The organism is Mesorhizobium sp. M2A.F.Ca.ET.043.05.1.1, from assembly GCF_003952445.1.
GTDB lineage: Bacteria > Pseudomonadota > Alphaproteobacteria > Rhizobiales > Rhizobiaceae > Mesorhizobium.
In genome coordinates, this window is record NZ_CP034446.1 from 2,527,459 (window position 1) to 2,545,225 (window position 17,767).

Genomic DNA, 17,767 nt, shown 5'->3' on the forward strand with positions numbered 1-17,767 from the left:
CCGACACCGTTACACCACTGGCGGGCGCTCCGCCTTCACTCCGCGGCTTGCAACTGTTTCCTGCGCGCCGGCTGCCTGCGCCGGTGGCCGGCCTTGAGCGTGACGGCCGCCTTTTTGGAAAGCGCTCCGGTGACCGCGTCGATCATACCAAAGGCCACGAAGTCGGCGTTGAGAGTGGCAGCCAGTTCTGCCGCGGCCTCGACGTCGCCATTGCCGACTTCCGACCAGAAAACGATGCCCACCCGAAGCTTCGCTTTGATGCGCTTCAGCCGACGAACCATGAAGCGCGCGTGCCGGGTGGATTGGCGGTTGAGGAAGCCGATCACGACAGCATCGATGGCTTCGAGGTCGAGACGGCGGATCGCCAATGGCTCGAGTTCGGTAAAGCTCGCCTTCGACACCGAAGCGCCCTGCACTTCCAGCACCTGGGCCAGCATCGCGGCTGCGGCGTCATCGAGCTCGCCGCGCCCGCCGGCGCAGAGCACTGCGATGCCCGAGCCGTCGGGCAGATCGACCTCCTCCTCCACCTCGGCAGGCTTGGCTTCGCCAGAGTTTTTCTCGCCAGCCTTGTTTTTCTCGCCAGCCTTGCTTTCGGCTGCTTTCTCATCGGCAGCGGCCGCCTGCTCGCTCTCTTCCTCCTCGGCCTCCTGCTGGGCGCTGTCGTCGAGATTGGCGACCAGCGTCATGGCGCTGTCGGCGAGCTGCCGGCGCTGCGCGTCATCCATGACGCCGCGCTCGCGGTCCTGCTCGCCAAGCAGCAGCGCCGGAATCGCCACCTGGCCGTAGAATTCGAACAGATACTTGTCCTCCAGCATCTCCTCGGCATGGTCGGTCGCCTCGTCCGGGTCGCCGGCCAGGAGCCGCTGGTAGAGCCTGGCATGCGGCTCCAGCACCGGCTCGTTGCCGAACAGGACGTCGAGGAACTCGAACTGCGGCACGTGCCGGCCAAGCACCACCAGGCAGACGGTGAGCGGCGTCGACAGCACCAGGCCGATCGGCCCCCACAGCCAGGTCCAGAAGATCGCCGCCACGATGATGGCCAGGGGCGACAAGCCGGTATGCGAGCCATAGAGCCAGGGCTCGATGACATTGCCGGTGACGAGCTCCACGGCGATGAACAGCGCGGCGGTCCACAACAGCAGCGACCAGCCGGGCGCCACGGCCAAGGCCAGGAACAGCGGCAGCAGCGCGCCGATGATCGGGCCGATATAGGGCACGAAGCGCAGCGCCAGCGCCAGCAGGCCCCAAAGCAGCGCGTTGGGGATGCCGAGCACCCAGAGCCCTATCGTGATGGGCACGGCGTAGATGATGTTGACCACCAGCTGCATCAGCAGATACTGGCCGACGCGCTTGCCGGCATCCTGCAGCGCCTGCGTGGTGCGGTGGAGGTCGCCATAGCCGACCAGCCGGATGAAGCGGTCGCGCAGGTCCTCGCGCTCCATCAGCATGAAGATGACGACGATGATGACGAGGCCGGCGGAGCCGAGCGGGCTGATCAGCGGCCCGATCAGGTTCTGCAGCACCTCGAGCGGCTTTTCATGCGAGACGACCTCGACCGGGATCGGCTCGCGCTTCGGCGCCTGGGCGGCCGAGGGCAGCTGCGGCTCCTGGCGGTCGATCTCCTGGCCGACGCGCTCGATGACGCCGCCGAGGCGCGAGATGATGCCGCCGCCGAGGCCGTTTTCCTTCAGCGCGCGGACCTTGGTCAGGATGTTGATCTGGTAGAGGGGGATGTTCTGGGCGAGGTCGCTGACTTGGGTGGCGACGACGAAGGAGAACAGCGAAAGCGCGGCGAAGGCGCCGGCGACGCTGGCGATGACCGCCGCGATGCGCGGAACCCCCGCGCGCTTCAGTGAGGACACGACGGGCGCTATCGCGAAGGTCAAAAGTAGCGCGACGGCGATCGGCAGGAACACCTCGCGCCCGAAATAGAGCGCGGCCACCGTGACGACCACGCTGGCCACAGTCGGCAGCGCCGTGCGCGGATGGCCCCTGGACGCGGCGAGCAGGCCTTCCAGCCTCGGCTCCGACGCCCCGTTCCCGCGATTGGCCGCCACCATCGAGCCTCCATGCCGTCCGTCCGGCAATGATCCCAGATACTTCGCCGGCGTGCAACGCGCCGAAGCCCGGTCGGTTGCAGCTGCTCTAATAAATATCGGGGCTCATGCGGTTGCGGGGACGACGCGATGTGTCGGATCCGCTCCCTTGCATCCTGCCGATGCGCAGTCCGGCCCCAGCAACCGGGCAGCGGGCCGGGAACATGGACCGCCCGAGATCGTTGTCTTGCCGAAGGGGCCTCGAAACTCAAGGAGGCAGCGATGAAAAAGCTTCTGCTTGCTTCGATGATCGCCATCGCCTCGGCGTTCGCGATCGCGCCGGCCAGCGCCGGCAGTGTGCAGCTCGGTATCGGCATCGGCCCGGGCTATGATGACGGCTATTATGACGACTATGGCGGCTATTATCCGCACCGCTACTACCGCCATGTCTACAATGACGACTATTACGACAATGGCGGCTATGTGGTGCGCTACCACAACCGCTATCACCGCCATCATTGCCGCACCGAGCTGATAACCCACTGGCGCCATCACCACCGCGTGACGGAAGAAGTGCGCGTGTGCGGTAACGGCTACTACAACAACTACTAGCAGTAAGCCTTAATGATCGCGCGGGCGGCTCTGCCGCCCGCGCGATCTCGCGTCCGGCGCCACAGGCGCTTGGGACAGGACGCTTCGGTTGGCGGCCCGGGCTTCCCGGCACTTTCCGATCTTGCTGAGGCTGCAGACCCGTCGCGAGCGAATATTAGCAGTTGCGGGAACACCGGCCGCCTCAGGCGCGTTTATAGGGTGATCGACCTTCAGGAGGAGGTTGCCCCATGAAAAAGCTCCTATTTGCTTCGGTTATCGCAGTCGCCTCGGCGGCGGCCACGGTAGCGCCGGCGGACGCGCACGGCTTCTTCGGTCTCGGTTTCGGGCCGTTTGGCGGCTATCCGTTGTACGGCGGTCCGATGTATGGCGGCCCGTTCTACGATTATGGCGGCCGCTACTACGGCCCGCGCTACTATGACGACTATTATCCCGGCTACGTGGTCCGCTATCCGCACCGGTACTATTACAGGCACTACTACGTCTATCATCACCGGCACCACCATAGGCACCACTACTGGCACCACAGGCATCACCACCGGTACTATTACAGGTACTAGGCGGTGGACTTTGCACGCTCGACGTTGCCATGCCGCAGCGTATGGAAACGGCACTACGAGATGCAGGCGCAGGCCATACTTCGCGGTCGTCATCCTAGGGCGGAGCAAGGAGCGTAGCGACGCGCGCAGACCCGAGGATGACGAAGGCGCTTACGGCTTCGCTCGCCAGCGCTTCGCGCGCCGCCTTGCAAATCCCCACCAAAATGCCATCTAAATTCTCGGCATCCAGGAGAATCACGTGACGCAGCGAAGCGGCAGCGCCGACCTGCCGCTGCATGGCGGGCGGGTCCCGAAATGGCTGGGCGAGCGCATGACCAGGCTCGGCGCGGTGCTGTGCGAGGCGATCATCCACCATTACGGCCGCGACGAGCTTTTGCGGCGGCTGGCGCATCCCTTCTGGTTCCAGTCCTTCGGCGCCGTGATGGGCATGGACTGGCATTCGTCCGGCATCACAACCTCGGTGATGGGCGCGCTGAAGCGCGGGCTGAACCCGCTCTCGGGCGAGCTCGGCATCCATGTCTGCGGCGGGCGCGGCGCGCATTCGCGCAAGACGCCGGGCGAATTGCTGACGATCGGAGAGCGCGTCGGCCTGGACGGCGATGCTCTCGCCACCGCCAGCCGGCTGGTGGCGAAGGTGGACAGCGCCGCAGTGCAGGACGGCTACGACCTCTATCTGCACGGCTTCATCGTCGCCGATGACGGGCGCTGGGTGGTGGTGCAGCAAGGCATGAACGGCGACGCCCGCCAGGCGCGCCGCTACCACTGGCTGTCGGAAGGCCTGACCAGCTTCGTCGACCAGCCGCATGCCGCGATCGAAGGCGAACGCCAGGGCGAGATCATCAACCTCACCGACCACCGCGCCGGAAAAGCGCGCGGCGGCCAGGTCGAGCTGCTCAAGACCATGAGCCCGGAAAAGATCCTGACCGAGCTTGCCGTGCTGGAGCCGCGACCCGAGCCGGAACCAGCCGCGCAGCCGCTGCTACCCAACCTGGTCATGCCCGCACATCACGACGTGCGCGAAAGCGACATCGTCATGCGCCGGCTGCACGGCAACATCGCCTCGGCGATCGAACGCGGCCCCAAGGATTTTCCGGAATTGCTGCTCGTCCCCGGCGTCGGCCCGCGCACGGTGCGGGCGCTCGCCATGGTCTCCGAAGTGGTGCACGGCGCCCCCTACCGCTTCTCCGACCCGGCGCGCTTCTCGCTCGCCCACGGCGGCAAGGACCGCCACCCCTTCCCCGTGCCGCTGAAAGTGTATGACGAGACGATCGGCGTGCTGAAATCGGCGGTGGGCAAGGCGAAGCTCGGGCGGAGCGAGGAGTTGGAGGCGCTGAGACGGCTGGACGGGGAGTCACGCCGGATGGAGCGGTATGTGACGGGGCCGAGCTTGAAGGAAATTGTGGCGGGCGAGATGGACCAGTCGCATCTGCTGGGGGGTAGGAGTGTGTTTGGGTGGGAGGGGTCTGGGGGCGATAAGTTGGAATAGTGCAAAATCGTGGGAACGACCCTTGCCCGCTGCCTGCTTCACCTCACGTTTAAATGGAGCGATTGGCTATCGCTTTCGCCTCAGCCGCCCAAGAAAGAAAGCTACTTAGAAACTCTTCCGAGACATCAATTTTCTGATCGCTCCATCGGAAGCTTTTGTCTTCGGCAGACAGGCCGTAGTGAATGGTGCGTTCGTTCCCAGCTTCTTCGATCTTCTTCAGTGCGTTCTTTCGCGAGCCGTAGAGCCGATCTTCAATATGCTCGAAATGATCCCTTGCTCTCTTGTATGCTGAGAGATCCAAAGCCCCCACATGGCTGGCCATTTCGGTGCCCAAGACATTTGACGCTAAGACAATTCCATCCTTCACTCTGTCGATAGCGATTAGAAAAAAATGCAACTCTACCAGAGCGCGTTTGTATCTCTTCTGCCGCCACGCATCGAACATCAAAGCATGTTGTCGTTCGACAGCTTCGAGATATCTGTCGACTAAGCCTAGGCCATCGTGCAGCTGACCAGTTGGATCTGCAGTTAGGTAAGCAAGCAACTGCTCAGTCTCGTCGTTCATGGGGTAAATAATAATGCCTTGAGTGACATATACTAGGCCACCCTCACCTCGCCTTCCTCCCCATCATCCCGTAGTGCACCGCCAACAAATCCAGCCCGACCTTCAGCAGCTTCACCACCACATCCCTTCCCTCGCCGCTACGCTCCGCGATGGCCTTCACCGGCTGGCCTTCGAGGCAGGTCTTGCGCACCACCTCCGCCACTTCCCAATGGGCGAGCGCCGCCGCCGCTTGGGCATGGGCGCGGCCGGCTGAGAGGACGCGGTCTGGGACGCCGCCGCCCCTGCGGCTGGCGTCGACGCGTTCGCTCCAGGATTGCGGCTGCAGGCCGTGGCGGGCGGCGCGCTCGAAATCATCGCGAAAACGCTGGCCGGCCTCGCGCTGCTGGCGCGTCAGCGAGGTGATGCCCACCAGCGGATCGACATTGCGCAGCCGCACGATGCCGCCGGTGGAGGTGTAGCCGCCATTCGACACCTCATAGGCGCGGCGCGCCTCGGCCGTGCCGGCGGTCAGCCGCTGGCGGCCGAAGGCGTCCTGCTTCAGCGCGAAGTCGTGGCCGACCTCGCGGCGGATGCGCACCTGCTCGGCCTCGCCTTTGGGGAGCTTTGGGGGCTGGGGTTTCTTGGCGATCTTGCGGGGCATGGGTGCGGTCCTTTGTGGGTGGCGTTGCAGAACCTGGGTTCCTCGCCCCACCAACGGTGGGGAGAGGTGGCCGCGAAGCGGACGGAGAGGGGACGCCCTCCGCGAAGCCAATGGCGTAGGAGATTGCGGTGCCCTCGTTGCGGCTTCGCTTGTGACGCGAGGAGCCAGGGTCTCAGCCGGCTTTGGTTTCGCGGAGGGCGCTCCCCTCTCCGTCGCGGCTTCGCCGCGCCACCTCTCCCCCGCGTGGCGGGGGCGAGGAATTCGCGCCTAGCTGGACACCCCGCTTCGCCGTCAGCTCCCGCATCAGGCGCCTCTCGCGCACCTCGATCGACAGCTGCGCGCTCGACGGGCAGAACTGGGCGTTGGCCATCTTGGCCTCGCCGCGGATGAAGCGCCGGATCGCGGCCTCGACGTCTTGAAGCTCGGCGTCCTGCACGGCGGCAAGGTAGCCGCGCAGCTGCATCTCGGCGTCAGCCAGAGCGGATTGCGGGAAGCAGGAAAACATCGCGGCCAGCGCCTTCGCCGCCTGCTGCAATTCGGCTGCGGTCATTGATCTCCTCGATGATTGCGTTGGCGGCATCGACATGCGTCCTGCGCCGCTGCCATTTCTGTTCGGGCCTCTGCCCTGAAGACGCTTTTCCATTCCTGTCCCGGGAAGCGGGGAAAGAAAACGCCTGGGCTTTTTCTCCCGTTGGATCGATGGGCTGTGGACTCTGGGAGTCTGGACTCTGGGGCTTATCACCCGCCTTATCCCTGACCCTCGCCCGCCGCTTATCTGGGGGCGAAAAAGCCCTTTCCTTCGAGAGGCTTGGGTTGCCGCCCTTCAAGCCGTTCTTGCGCGCCGCGCGCGCCTTGCGGGCGTCGGCGATCATGCGCCTGGAATAGATGCGGCCGTGGCGGTCGCGCGAGAAGACGCGGTTGCCCTCCAGCTCGCCAAGGAGCGCGCCAAGCTCCATCTCCGCGCAGCCGGCAAGGCGAGCAAGGGCGGCCTCCTCCAGCCCCTTGCCGGCGATGGCGACATAGCCGATGGGCTCGTGCGCCGCGGCAATGCACAGCATGCGCATCCACAAACCCTGTGCGGCCAGCGAGCACAGGCGCAGGTTCGGATCGGACTCCCAGTCCGACCAGAAGAATTTCGACCAGATCGTGCCGCTCATGGGGAGGGCTCGCAAAGGCGGTGGAGCTCGAATCTCCCCCCTTGAGGGGGAGATGGCCGGCAGGCCAGAAGGGGTCGTCTCACGTAGGGCTCCAGCGCCTCGCAGATGCGGTAGGAAGAGGTTGGCGCTCTACGCGCAGCGACCCCCTCTGTCGCCTTTGGCGACATCTCCCCCTCGAGGGGGGAGACTAGCGCCGGCGCTATCACATCCCCCTCCCGCGATGGCCGTGGAACCTGGCGTGATGATGCGCGCAGTAGGACCGCGTGGCCGACGTTGGCAGGCCGCAGCACAGCATGTCCGGACCCGGGCGCGCGCCGAGCGGATCGGCTTCGGCATCCTCGCGTAGCGCGAGATCGAGCGGGGCGCGGCAGCGGCCGAACAGGCAGTCGAGGAAGCGCATGGCCGCGACATGCGGCTGGCGGCCGGGGTTTACCGCGGGCGGCGGCGCCGGGAGCTTGTAGAGATGCGCTTCGGATTTCTGGCGCTCGCCGGGCGCAAGCCAGGCCGGCGGCAAGGTGCGAGCGGGCTTCCGGGGTTTGGGTTTTTTCGGCTTGGCAGGGGCTTTGGCTAAGTCCTTTTGCGTGGGGCTGTCTACGGCCGATACGTCGGCGGGACAGCGCCCCCCTCTGTCCTGCCGGACATCTCCCCCACAAGGGGAGAGATTGGCAGCTCCGGCGCCTTCAACGAATTCGGCGAACCTGGAAAGTGCGGCCGGCTCGGAGAGCCCTCCAGTCACCGTCCTGCCTCGCCTTCCCGGACGATCCGGCCGGGCATGCTTCCTCGGCCTGCCGCCGGCGCGGCCGCCCTTGGGGTTGGCGAAGCCGATGGCGCGCAAGCCGGCGTTGCGGTGGACGATGCCGATGATGGCGTTGCGCGAGACTGGGGCGCCGCGCAGCGCGCTGAAGCGGCCGGCGATGCGCGAGGCCGAAAGCCCCTCCTTCAGCCAGGTGGCGATCTCGTCGATTTCCTTTTCGGTGTAGGCGGCTGCCATCTTCTCATTCCGTCGATTGCTGGGGCGTGGGCTTGCGAAAGCGCCGGGCTGGAGCCCAAGCGCCTGGGTTCGACCGCGAGGCCGTCGGTGGGGTTCGGAAAAGGGTCGGGATCAGGCGGGGCGCGCGGCCCCTTCCAATTCGCGGAGCCTGGCTTCAGCCGCCGCCCGCGTCAGGCCCGACACCGCCCTGCCCGACGCGCGGTCGAACAGGATGACGGTGCCGTCCTCGGTGCGGATGCAGCTTATGCCCGGATTGGGGGCCGGAGCCGGGGGAGGAACGGCTCCGGCCGTTCCGGCGAACCGGGGTGCGGGCGGTTCGACCGGATCCGGGGCAAGCGCCCCGGAATGCGTCCGGACCGGGGAGGAAGACAGTCCGGACGATTGGAATTCCAATGGTGAGGGCAGCGCGTTCATGCCGCCTCCCCTTGCATGGCGGCCGCGCGTCGCATGGCGGCGCGGCCGGCCAGCCATTCGTAGCTGACGCCGGCAATGCCCAGCCGGCGGCTCGCCGCCACCACATGCGGCCAGTGCTGCGGCGCGATGCGACCTCTGCGGCGCATCTGGCGCGCCGCCTCGTAGCCGCAGCCGACATCGGCGGCGAAAGCGCCGATGCTGCCCCAGCGGTCGATAAGCCCCGAGATATCAGTGGGCAGTCCCTGGATGCTCGTGGGCTGCGCGGGAATCACGGACAATGCGGAAATGCTTGCGGGATGCTCATTCATGCGCTAAGCGTACGTTATGTACGAATGGCGCGCAAGCGAAATCGTACAGTTTGGACGATAAATTTCGGGCATTTTGTACGATGATGGATTCACGGCACAGATTGCAGCAGGCGCGCGCCCAGGCCGGCTATGCCTCGCCCAGCGATGCCGCGCGGGCGCTGCGCGACATCAACAAGAACACCCTCATCAGCCATGAGAACGGCAACCGGCCGCTGTCGCGCAAGGCCGCCGAGAAATACGGCCGGCTGTTCGGCGTCGACCCCGGCTGGCTGCTGTTCAATGGAGACAGCGCGGAAGCAGCGCCGGTCAGCCTCACCTCAGCGCCCGTCACCGTCGACGTGCCGATCGTGTCATGGATCAGCGCCGGCGAGCTCGGCAGCCAGGACAGCGTCGTCAACCTCTCCGAATATCCGACGATCCCCACCGCTGACCTCGAGGAGGGCGAATGGATCGCGCTGCGCGTCGACGGGCCGTCGATGAACAAGATCTCGCCGCCGGATTCGATCATCTTCGTCAATTTGCGCGACAAGCGGCTGGTGACCAATGGCTGCTATGTGATCTCGGACGAGACCGGACGGGCCACCTACAAACGCTATCGCCCGAACGACAACCCGCCGTTCCAGCCGGCTTCCTACCTGGATATCCCCCCGCCGGAACTGGAGGGCGCGATCACCATCATCGGCCGGGTGAGAAGGTCGATTATCGATATGTGAGGGTAGATCCTCGACGGAGGCCGATTTCGGCGGTCGCTACAATTTCTGCTTGCATTTTAGAACAAAAACAGAACTATATAGGACTTGCAGCCGCGGTCGCGGCAACTCCGGGGGGAGGTTCAAACCATGTCTCGCCGCATCGGCGCGGTCTCGCGCATATTCGTCGCCGTGCTCTCATATGGGCTGGCGTTGGCAGGGGTGACGGTGCTTGGCGCGCTCGCCACGCCCGCCTTTGCCGGAGACTATGCCCTTTGCTTCGGCGACGAAAGCGGCGGTCAGAGCAGTGACCAAAAGGAAGCGAATGTCGATCAGGCCGCGGTCGATCAGCGCATCGCTGCCTGCACGGCGATTGCCGAAGACGATACGCAGGCGCAGCGCCAGCGCACCAAAGCCTATTTCTATCGGGGCGCCGCCCGGGACGATAAGCGGGACTGGAATGGCGCGATTGCCGACTACGACAAGGCGATCGCGCTCGATCCAAAGGCGACCTCGGCGCTGTTCAACCGCGGCACCGACTGGTCCAACAAGGGCGATTACGACCGCGCGATCGCGGACTTCAACATCGTGATCAGCCTCGAACCGTCCGCCAGCGACGCCTATTCCAGCCGCGGCTCGGCCTTCCTTCGCAAGGGCAAGATCGACGCGGCCATGCTCGATTTCCAGCAGGCGATCGAGGCCGATCCGCAAAACGGCGACGCCCATACGGGCCTCGGCACCGCCTGGAGCAAGACCGGCGAACGCGACAAGGCGATTGCGGAATATGACAAGGCGATCCGCATCGATCCGGGCGATTTCATTGCGCTCGTCAATCGCGGCCTCGCCTACGCCGCCAGGGACGAGTTCGATCGCGCCATTGCCGATTACGACGCCGCGTTGGCCGTGGACCCCCGAAGCGCCGACGCCTATGCCAACCGCAGCGCCGCCTGGATCGGCAAGAGCGACTGGGCGCGCGCCATCGCCGATGCCAACAAGGCGATCGAGCTCGATGCCGGAATGGTCGATGCCTACTACGCCCGAGCCGTCGCCTGGGCGAGCAAGGACAACGACGATCGTGCGCTTGCCGATTTCGACAAGGTGATCGCGCTCGATGCAACCGATGCCAGGGCGTGGCTCGGCCGGTCGCTGATGCGATCACGCAAAGGCGACAGCGCCGGCGCGGCGGCCGACTGCCGCAAGGCCATCGCGCTCGATCCGAAGAAGATTGGCAGTTGTGACGCGGGGCCGGCAAATGCCGAGATGCCTGCGGCGGAAACGGCGTCCAAGCCGGATCTTTCCTCTTTGGCCAAGCAGTTGGAGACCACCGGCAGGCAGGTCCTTTCCAAGGAAGCTGCCGCGCAAATCCGGAAAGCATTGAAGCAGCAGGCCTCCGGCGACGTGCCGGGCGCGATCGCTTCCTTCGGCTATGCCATCTCACTCGATCCCGACAATGCCGAGGCCTATTACGACCGGGCGGTCGCCGCGGCCTCGCAAGGAGACAATGCCCTTGCCGCGAGCGACTGCCGGCGCGCTGTCGAACTCGACCCGCAGCGCGCCGGCGCGTGCGCCGCGCTCATGGCCGGCGGGCAAACCGTTCCGGCCGCGGGAACACAGGATCAGGCCGCTCAGGACCAAGCCGCCGCCAGGATACTGGTCGAACGCGCCGGCGCGCGCCTGGCAAAATACGGCGTCGACGGCGCGCTGCTCGATTTCGACAAGGCAATCAGCCTCGATGCCAAAAATGCCAACGCCTATCTCGGCCGCAGCCGCGCCAGGACGCTCAAGGGCAACCAGGCCGGCGCGGCGGCCGATTGCCGGCGCGCCGTGGAGCTGGATCCCGCCCGATCGGGAAGCTGCGACGAGCAGGCTGCCGGCGATGCGGGCAACGCCGCCCCGGCGCAGGACTTGGAGCAGTCGAAGCCGGCGGACGCCGCTTCGGCCCCGCAACCCGTACTTCCGAATTTGGCGGCCACGGACGACACCCTGGCTGCAAAGTCGCTGGAGACAAAAGACCAGCGCGCGCTGCAAGCAATCCTCGGCGGCGATGCCTGGCTGGACATGGGCAAATACGACAAGGCGATCGGTTCCTATGACGTGGTGATCGCGCTCGAACCCGACAACCGCTTCGGCTATTTCGGCCGCGGCAGGGCCAGGGCAGCCACACGCGACTACGCCCAGGCGATCGCCGATTTCGACAGGGTCATTCAGCTCGCCCCCAATTTTGCCGCGGCCTATTCTCACCGCGGCCTCGCCAAGGTCACATCCGGCGATGTCGATGGCGCCCTTGCCGATTGCGACCGGGCCGCCACGCTCGACCCGAAGGCGCGCGACGCCCACTATTGCAAAGGCATGGCCTGGCACGCCGAGGGCGACGCCGAACGCGCGGTCGCCGCCTATACGGTGGCGATCGGCATCGATCCCAAGGCCGACGCCAGCTATTACGCGCGCGGCATGGCTCGCGCCGACAGCAAGGACTATGCCGGCGCCATCGCCGATTTCGACCAGGCGCTCAAGCTCGATCCAGGCAATGGTGATTACGCCGTAGCCCGCAAGGCAGCGGTGGCAGCGAAAGGCGAAAACGAAGCGGCGACGGCCGAGGCCGCTCCAGATCCAGCGGCCTTGGCGGCGGCGCTCGAGCGCGGCGACGCGTTCTACAGGAAACGCAGATACGATCGCGCCGTCGCTGAGTACAGCCGCGCCCTAGCGCTCGCGCCAAACGAACCGTCGACCTATTCGGCGCGCGCCAGGGCGCGCCTGCAAAAGGGCGACCTTGACGGGGCTCTTGCCGACGTGAACCGAGCGCTCGAGATCGATCCATCCTACAGTCCAGGGTATTACGGCCGCGCTCTGATACTGGTGAAGATGCACGAGCCGGAAAAGGCCATCGCAGATTTCAGCCGTGCGATCGAAATGGAGCCGGACGACGCCCCGTTATATTTCGGGCGCGGTAGCGCCAGGTACTATTTGGGCGATTATGATCGCGCCATTGCCGACTTCGACCGGGCGCTCGAGCTGGACCCTAAATCCGACATGGCCCGTCAGGGTCGAAAATTGGCAAGGGCCGCAAAGGAGAAAGCATCCCTATCGAAAAAGTCGGGCAAGCTTGCCAGTCAAGCCGGCAAGCAGACGCCCGCGCCCCAAGTGTTGACCAGAGCCTACATTAACGCCGAGGTTCAAAAGCAGGACTCGCAGATATTGAAAGCAATCGCCGACGAGTTCCCGGACGACTACAACGCACTGCTCGACGACGTCATGGTCGTGGCCCGCCTGGGAGGCAAGCAGGCCGTGGAGAACACCAGCCGGGTTGCTGTCGCCAAACTGCGGCGCAGGTATGCGCCGCTTTTGCCTTCCACTCCAGACAACGAAGCGTCGCAGGCGCTCTCGGCCCAGCTTGCCATGATCAACTACCTGATGGCGCGGCAAACGCCAACCAACTGCGACAATTACCTGCGCCTCGGGCCAGATGCCGTCAGCGCGCCCGACAACGAATTTCTGGTGCATCTGGATCGGATCGGCGCGACGCTGTTTCGCGCTTTTGGCGCCGCCAAAAGAAGCGGTCTGCCGGCTGCGGAACCCGAGGATCAGGACTGGTCGCTCGTCGCCGAGGCCTTTACCAAAAGCGGCGGCACGCCGACCGAGATGGAGGCCATAGCGAACGCCAATCAGGCTTTGTCGGGCCTGTGCCCGGCAACGGCGAAATTGTTTGCAGCGGCCCTTTCGCTGCAGGGCGAACCTGGACGACATGTCAAAACCGCCCTGCTCTACGCCATCATGAAGAATTAGGCCAGCCGCAGTCTGCATAAAGAACAAAAAAAGAACTTTTCCGACTTGTACTTGCGTTGAAAATCCCGTTAGATCACGACTGCGTGAAGTTGGGGTCCCGCTAGCGGGAGGGGGTCATGAACAAATCGATCAGGGAAAATCTTATTTTCATTGTGGTGGCGCATACCTGCTTCCTGGCGCAGCCAGCGATCGTGCATGCCGAGGATACGGACTATCATCCGCAAAATTTTACCCAGCCTCTGAGCGCCGCCAGAGGCACAATCACTCCGGCTGGCAGCGGCGCCATCTACCTGAAGCCGGAGGACCGCTGCAATCTGGTGGTGAAGGAATTTGGCTGGGACCATGATCAGTGCTCGACGATCGATCAGCTGATCTTCGGATTCACGCCGGAGATCGATAACCTGACGGTCGAGAAGCCAGTGTCGGACGGCTATGTCAGCCTCGCTGACTGGGACAACGCCGACCGCAGCGAGGAGATCGGCTCGATCGAGGAGAGCTTCAGGGACTCGGTGAAAGCGCAGTCGCAGCGGCTTGGACAGGACATCCGGTTCGATGGCTGGCTGGTCTACCCGCGCGTCGATAAGGGCAAGAACATCCTCTACTACGCCAACATTCTGAACTGGGCCGGCGACAGGACGATCAACATCTCGGTTTCGGTCTTCGATCGGCAGGGCTATGTCCCAATGAAGATCGTGCCGGTGAATGGCAACATCACCAGCGATGCGGTGCAGAAGATCGTCGAAGCATCGGCCGCCGCCTACAAGCCACAGGCAGGCTCTTCCTATTTCGAATTCTCCAGCGGCGACAAGGTGGCGGGCTACGGCGCACTCGGCGTGCTGGCGACGATGCTCGGCGTCAAATACGGCAAGGCCGCCGGCGCCGGGCTGATCGCGCTGGCGCTGCTGGTGCTGAAGAAGGGTGCCTTCCTCCTGCTCTTGCCGCTGGTATGGCTGAGAAGGCTGTTCGGCAGGAGGAAGGCCGACAGCTGAGCTTTTTCGCACTCAGGCTGACAGGCCCGTTCCTTCGCGCCCTTTCGGGCTTCTATTTGAGGCAACTCGAGCGCCCCTCCGCCATGCCATATCCGATTGCGATGTCCCCGAGAGATTAGCCAGCGTCGGTGTGTCTAGCCCAAAAACTCATTCGTGAAATACGCGCCCAGATCCGGCTTGTCCTTCAGTGCCTTGCCGTTGCCGTCGAGCAGGATGCCCGCGGTGAACAAATACCCGCCCATCGCTTCCATCTTGGCCTTGTCCATGGTGCCGATGGCGCCGTTTGCGCTTTTCAGGAAATGGCCGTCGTTCAGCGCCTTCAGCGATGCGTCGATCAGCGCCGGGTTGGTGAGCGTATCCTTGTTCGCGGCGACCAGCAGCTCGCCAGCCTCTTTCGCGTGGTCGACGGCGAAGGCGTAGCCGGCCCGTGTCGCCTGGACGAAGGCGGCGGCGGCCTTCGGATTGGCCGCGAGGAAGGCGTTGCTGGAAACGATCAGCGTCGTGTGCTCGTCCGGCACGCCGTAATCGGCGTAGCGGAAGCTGCGCTGCTTCAAGCCTTTCAGCTCGGCCTCGACGCCTTCCCAGGTCGAGACTTCGAGCGTGAAATCGACCGCGCCATTGGCCAGCGCCTCGTAGGCCGAGGTGCCCAGCGTCACGGTGGAAAAATCGCCCTTGCCGCCGTCATGGCGGATGATGGTCTGCAACAGCGCGTTCTCCCAGGCGCTGCCGAAGCCGCCATAGGTCAGGCCGTCGAGATTCTTCGGGCTATTGATGGCGGCGCGGTCGGCGTTGAAGACGACGCGGCCGGTCTCCGACTGGACGACGGCATAGACAGCCTTCAGGTCGGCGCCGGCGCTCTTTTGCGTGAACAGGCCGAGCGAACCCGAAATGCCGAAATCGGCAACGCGGTTGGCCACCAGCGTGCCCGAGCCGGTGTCGCCATAGGGCAGGATTTCAACGTCCAGCCCCGCGTCGCGGTAAAAGCCCTTGTCGCGGGCGACGAACAGGCCGATGTGGTTGGTGTTGACGGTCCAGTCGAGCGCGACGGTGATTTTTTGCGCGGCGGCCCGGGCCTGCGTGACGGCCCCGGCAAATGGCAAGCTGGCGGCCAGGAACAGCGCCTGCCGGCGGGTGAAGTCGGTCATTTCATTTCTCCATCGGATGGTCGGGAATTGGGGGCGGCTGTCCAAGCAGCGTGTCGAGGATGCCGGCCTCGATCGCGGCCGCCTCGCGGGCGAGCGCGGCGCTTTCGGTGCGCGGACGCGGCAGCGGCACCGACACCTCACGCACCACGCGCGCGGGCCGCGCCGAAAGCACATAGATGCGGTCGGACAGAAGCACCGCCTCGCGCACGTCATGGGTGATCAGCAACGCCGTCCAGCGGTGGCTTCGCCACATGCCTTCGAGCCAGCGCTGCATGGCCGCCCGGGTCAGCGCATCGAGCGCGCCGAACGGCTCGTCGAGCAAAAGCATGTCGCGCTGCTGCACCACGGTGCGCAGCAGCGCCGCGCGCTGGCGCATGCCGCCCGACAGCTCGGCCGGCCAGGCGCGCTCGAAGCCGGCAAGGCCGAATTCGGCGAACAAGGGCGCCACGCGCTCACGCGCGGCCCGGCGCTTCATGCCCTGCACTTCGAGCCCCAGCGTGGCGTTGTCGATGACGCGCCGCCACGGCATCAGCGCGTCGCGTTGCGGCATGAAGGCGAAGCGGGCGCCATGGAGCGGCGCGCCGTCGAAGCGCATCTCGCCCTCGCCCCGGATCGCGCCTGTGAGGAGCTGGAACAGCGTCGACTTGCCGGCGCCGGAGGGGCCGAGGATCGACACGAACTCGCCCGCGCCGACATCGAGCGAAACGCCGGCCAGAACCTCGAGCGCGCCGAAGCTTTTTCGCACATCGCGAAGCTCGAGCCGGGTCATGGCCGGTGCCCGGAGCGTTCGGCCTTGCGGTCGCGCCCGGCCCTCTCCCAGGGCATGGCGAAACGCTGGACGAGCACGGCCACACCAAACAGTGCCAGCGTCAGCGCCGAGCTGACGGCAACGGCGGCCAGCACGAGGTCGGGCCGAAAGTTGTTCTTGGCGCTGAGCATGTAGATGCCCAGCCCCTTCGCGGCGCCCGCATATTCGGCGAAGATCGCGCCCACCACCGCATAGGTGATGGAGATGCGCAGTCCGGCGAAGAAATAGGGCATCGCCGACGGCAGCCGCGCCAGCCAGAATATGCGCCAGCGCCCTGCTCCCATGGCGGCAAGCATCTGGCTGATTTCGGCGCTTGTCGCGGCATAGCCTTCGACCAGCGCCACCATCATCGGGAAGAAGGTGACCAGCGCGACCAGCAGGATCTTCGGCAAGAGGCCGAAGCCGAACCACAAGACCACCAGCGGCGCGATCGCCACCAGCGGCAAGGTCTGGCTGGCGATCAGCAGCGGAAACAGCGCGCGGCGCAGGGGGGCCAAGAAATCGACCAGCGCCGAAAGCACGAAGGCGGCAATCAGCGAACAGGCGAAGCCGGCAAGCGTGGCGCGGATGGTGGGAAGCGTGTTTTCGGCGAGTGCCGCGCGGTTCTCCCAGGCCTGCGCCAGCACGCGCGAGGGTGCGGGAAGCACGGTGGGCGCAAGGCCGCCGAGACGGGCGTAGAGCTCCCAGGCGAGGAGCAGCAAGGCAAACGCGAGGGCGGCGGGAGCGAGCTTGGCGAAGGCGGACGTGAGGGCTGATCTCCCCCCTTGCGGGGGAGATTCGCCGGCACCGATGCTTTCGCCAATAGCCACGACACTCTCCTCGACGAACGACGCTCGAGCCGCGTGGAGCTCAAACCGCCGTCGGGCTATTGGCCGAAATCGTGATGTCGAGGGTCACGTGGCCCGCGCCGGGTCCGAAGCGGCAGAAGGCTTCGTTGAGCGTGGCGAACACCGCGCCGGCGTCGCCGCGCAGCCTGGTGCAGAAGTTCTTGGAACGGTCGAACACGCCGGATTGCTTCAGGAAATCGATGCAGCCATAGATCTCGTCCATGTGGTCGCCGGTGCCCATAGCATAGAGCGAGAATTGCGCCGCCACCGGCTGGTCGGTCGAGGGCGTCGACCGCACGGCGCCGAGCGCCGCGCGTTTGCGTTCGTCGAGCGGGACCGCCGGGCCGCCGATCTCGTCGGAACGGCAGATCGGATCGTCCGGCTCGCCGGGGCAGCCGCGCGAGACGGCGGCCGACAGCACGCAATGCTTGCCGCTTTTGGCCGCCGCCACGAAGAGGTCGCGCATCGCCGGGAACAGCACTTCGGGCGGCCCGACCAGCAGCGTCGAGATGTCGTCGGTCTCGATCCTGAGCCTGTCGCGGTAAGGATCAAGCGCGCCCAACGCGCCGAGGATGATGCCGACGAAATCGTCGGCCATGGGATAAAGGGAAATCTGTGCGCCGGAAAACATGGCCCGCCTCGCTCCGCTGGTATTATCCAGATCAGCTTTAGGGTCCGGAGGCTTGCCGCCACCATCTCAGCCCCGACCGTACGGAGCACCCCTGTGGATGAGCGCGTTAAAGCACTGTTTGCCGGGTTG

The 17,767-nt window shown here is 65.3% G+C and carries 18 protein-coding genes and 1 riboswitch; of the genes, 6 read left to right on the forward strand and 12 right to left on the reverse strand.

What is annotated here, in order from left to right; all coding sequences use genetic code 11:
- Window positions 1-35: 35 nt before the first annotated feature.
- Window positions 36-2,057 (reverse strand): AI-2E family transporter, encoded by a 2,022-nt coding sequence (locus EJ069_RS12380; protein ID WP_245456648.1) that lies wholly within the window; start codon window positions 2,055-2,057, stop codon window positions 36-38.
- Window positions 2,058-2,318: 261 nt separating this feature from the next.
- Between EJ069_RS12380 and EJ069_RS12385 the strand changes: the two genes are divergently transcribed.
- The 3 genes from EJ069_RS12385 to EJ069_RS12400 all read left to right on the forward strand — a co-directional run bounded on the left by EJ069_RS12385 (window position 2,319) and on the right by EJ069_RS12400 (window position 4,691).
- Window positions 2,319-2,648 (forward strand): hypothetical protein, encoded by a 330-nt coding sequence (locus EJ069_RS12385; RefSeq protein WP_126061520.1) that lies wholly within the window; start codon window positions 2,319-2,321, stop codon window positions 2,646-2,648.
- A gap of 227 nt (window positions 2,649-2,875) precedes the next feature.
- Window positions 2,876-3,205 (forward strand): hypothetical protein, encoded by a 330-nt coding sequence (locus tag EJ069_RS12390; protein WP_245456524.1) that lies wholly within the window; start codon window positions 2,876-2,878, stop codon window positions 3,203-3,205.
- A gap of 238 nt (window positions 3,206-3,443) precedes the next feature.
- A complete protein-coding gene (locus EJ069_RS12400; RefSeq protein ID WP_126061522.1) occupies window positions 3,444-4,691 on the forward strand; it encodes a DUF763 domain-containing protein in 1,248 nt (415 codons plus the stop codon).
- Between the two features lie 49 nt (window positions 4,692-4,740).
- On the opposite strand, the gene EJ069_RS12405 is transcribed toward EJ069_RS12400, so the two are convergent.
- The 7 genes from EJ069_RS12405 to EJ069_RS12440 form a co-directional block, all read right to left on the reverse strand.
- Window positions 4,741-5,256, reverse strand: a complete 516-nt coding sequence (locus EJ069_RS12405) for a hypothetical protein (RefSeq protein WP_126061523.1) — start codon at window positions 5,254-5,256, stop codon at window positions 4,741-4,743.
- Between the two features lie 43 nt (window positions 5,257-5,299).
- A complete protein-coding gene (locus EJ069_RS12410; RefSeq protein WP_126061524.1) occupies window positions 5,300-5,896 on the reverse strand; it encodes a DUF6456 domain-containing protein in 597 nt (198 codons plus the stop codon).
- A gap of 172 nt (window positions 5,897-6,068) precedes the next feature.
- Entirely contained in the window at window positions 6,069-6,446 is a 378-nt protein-coding gene (locus tag EJ069_RS12415; protein ID WP_126061525.1) for a hypothetical protein, read from the reverse strand.
- Window positions 6,367-7,053 (reverse strand): hypothetical protein, encoded by a 687-nt coding sequence (locus tag EJ069_RS12420; protein ID WP_126061526.1) that lies wholly within the window; start codon window positions 7,051-7,053, stop codon window positions 6,367-6,369. The genes EJ069_RS12415 and EJ069_RS12420 overlap by 80 nt, the downstream gene beginning before the upstream one ends.
- A 202-nt stretch (window positions 7,054-7,255) precedes the next feature.
- Complete coding sequence (locus EJ069_RS32740; RefSeq protein WP_189476318.1) at window positions 7,256-8,044, reverse strand: GcrA cell cycle regulator; 789 nt, start codon at window positions 8,042-8,044, stop codon at window positions 7,256-7,258.
- Window positions 8,045-8,155: 111 nt separating this feature from the next.
- On the reverse strand, window positions 8,156-8,458 hold the full coding sequence (locus EJ069_RS12435) for a hypothetical protein (protein ID WP_126061527.1): 303 nt from the start codon (window positions 8,456-8,458) through the stop codon (window positions 8,156-8,158).
- On the reverse strand, window positions 8,455-8,730 hold the full coding sequence (locus tag EJ069_RS12440) for a hypothetical protein (protein ID WP_245456650.1): 276 nt from the start codon (window positions 8,728-8,730) through the stop codon (window positions 8,455-8,457). Before EJ069_RS12440 ends, EJ069_RS12435 begins: the two co-directional genes overlap by 4 nt.
- Before the next feature lie 116 nt (window positions 8,731-8,846).
- Between EJ069_RS12440 and EJ069_RS12445 the strand changes: the two genes are divergently transcribed.
- The 3 genes from EJ069_RS12445 to EJ069_RS12455 all read left to right on the forward strand — a co-directional run bounded on the left by EJ069_RS12445 (window position 8,847) and on the right by EJ069_RS12455 (window position 14,227).
- Window positions 8,847-9,479 (forward strand): S24 family peptidase, encoded by a 633-nt coding sequence (locus EJ069_RS12445; RefSeq protein ID WP_126061528.1) that lies wholly within the window; start codon window positions 8,847-8,849, stop codon window positions 9,477-9,479.
- Window positions 9,480-9,605: 126 nt separating this feature from the next.
- The gene (locus tag EJ069_RS12450; RefSeq protein WP_245456525.1) at window positions 9,606-13,238 is read left to right on the forward strand and encodes a tetratricopeptide repeat protein; all 3,633 of its coding nucleotides are present in this window, start codon (window positions 9,606-9,608) and stop codon (window positions 13,236-13,238) included.
- A 116-nt stretch (window positions 13,239-13,354) separates the two neighbouring features.
- On the forward strand, window positions 13,355-14,227 hold the full coding sequence (locus tag EJ069_RS12455) for a DUF2167 domain-containing protein (RefSeq protein WP_126061529.1): 873 nt from the start codon (window positions 13,355-13,357) through the stop codon (window positions 14,225-14,227).
- A gap of 134 nt (window positions 14,228-14,361) precedes the next feature.
- Here the strand turns inward: EJ069_RS12455 and EJ069_RS12460 are convergent, their stop codons facing one another.
- From EJ069_RS12460 to EJ069_RS12475, 4 genes are all read right to left on the reverse strand, one after another.
- Window positions 14,362-15,372, reverse strand: coding sequence for an ABC transporter substrate-binding protein (locus tag EJ069_RS12460; protein WP_126061530.1), 1,011 nt, complete (start codon window positions 15,370-15,372; stop codon window positions 14,362-14,364).
- A gap of 1 nt (window position 15,373) precedes the next feature.
- Window positions 15,374-16,141, reverse strand: coding sequence for an ABC transporter ATP-binding protein (locus EJ069_RS12465; protein WP_126061531.1), 768 nt, complete (start codon window positions 16,139-16,141; stop codon window positions 15,374-15,376).
- Window positions 16,138-16,971, reverse strand: coding sequence for an ABC transporter permease (locus tag EJ069_RS12470; protein WP_189476478.1), 834 nt, complete (start codon window positions 16,969-16,971; stop codon window positions 16,138-16,140). Before EJ069_RS12470 ends, EJ069_RS12465 begins: the two co-directional genes overlap by 4 nt.
- A gap of 58 nt (window positions 16,972-17,029) precedes the next feature.
- Window positions 17,030-17,638, reverse strand: coding sequence for a YkoF family thiamine/hydroxymethylpyrimidine-binding protein (locus tag EJ069_RS12475; protein ID WP_126061532.1), 609 nt, complete (start codon window positions 17,636-17,638; stop codon window positions 17,030-17,032).
- Window positions 17,629-17,741: riboswitch (TPP riboswitch) on the reverse strand. (Overlaps the previous gene by 10 nt.)
- Between the last annotated feature and the right edge of the window lie 26 nt (window positions 17,742-17,767).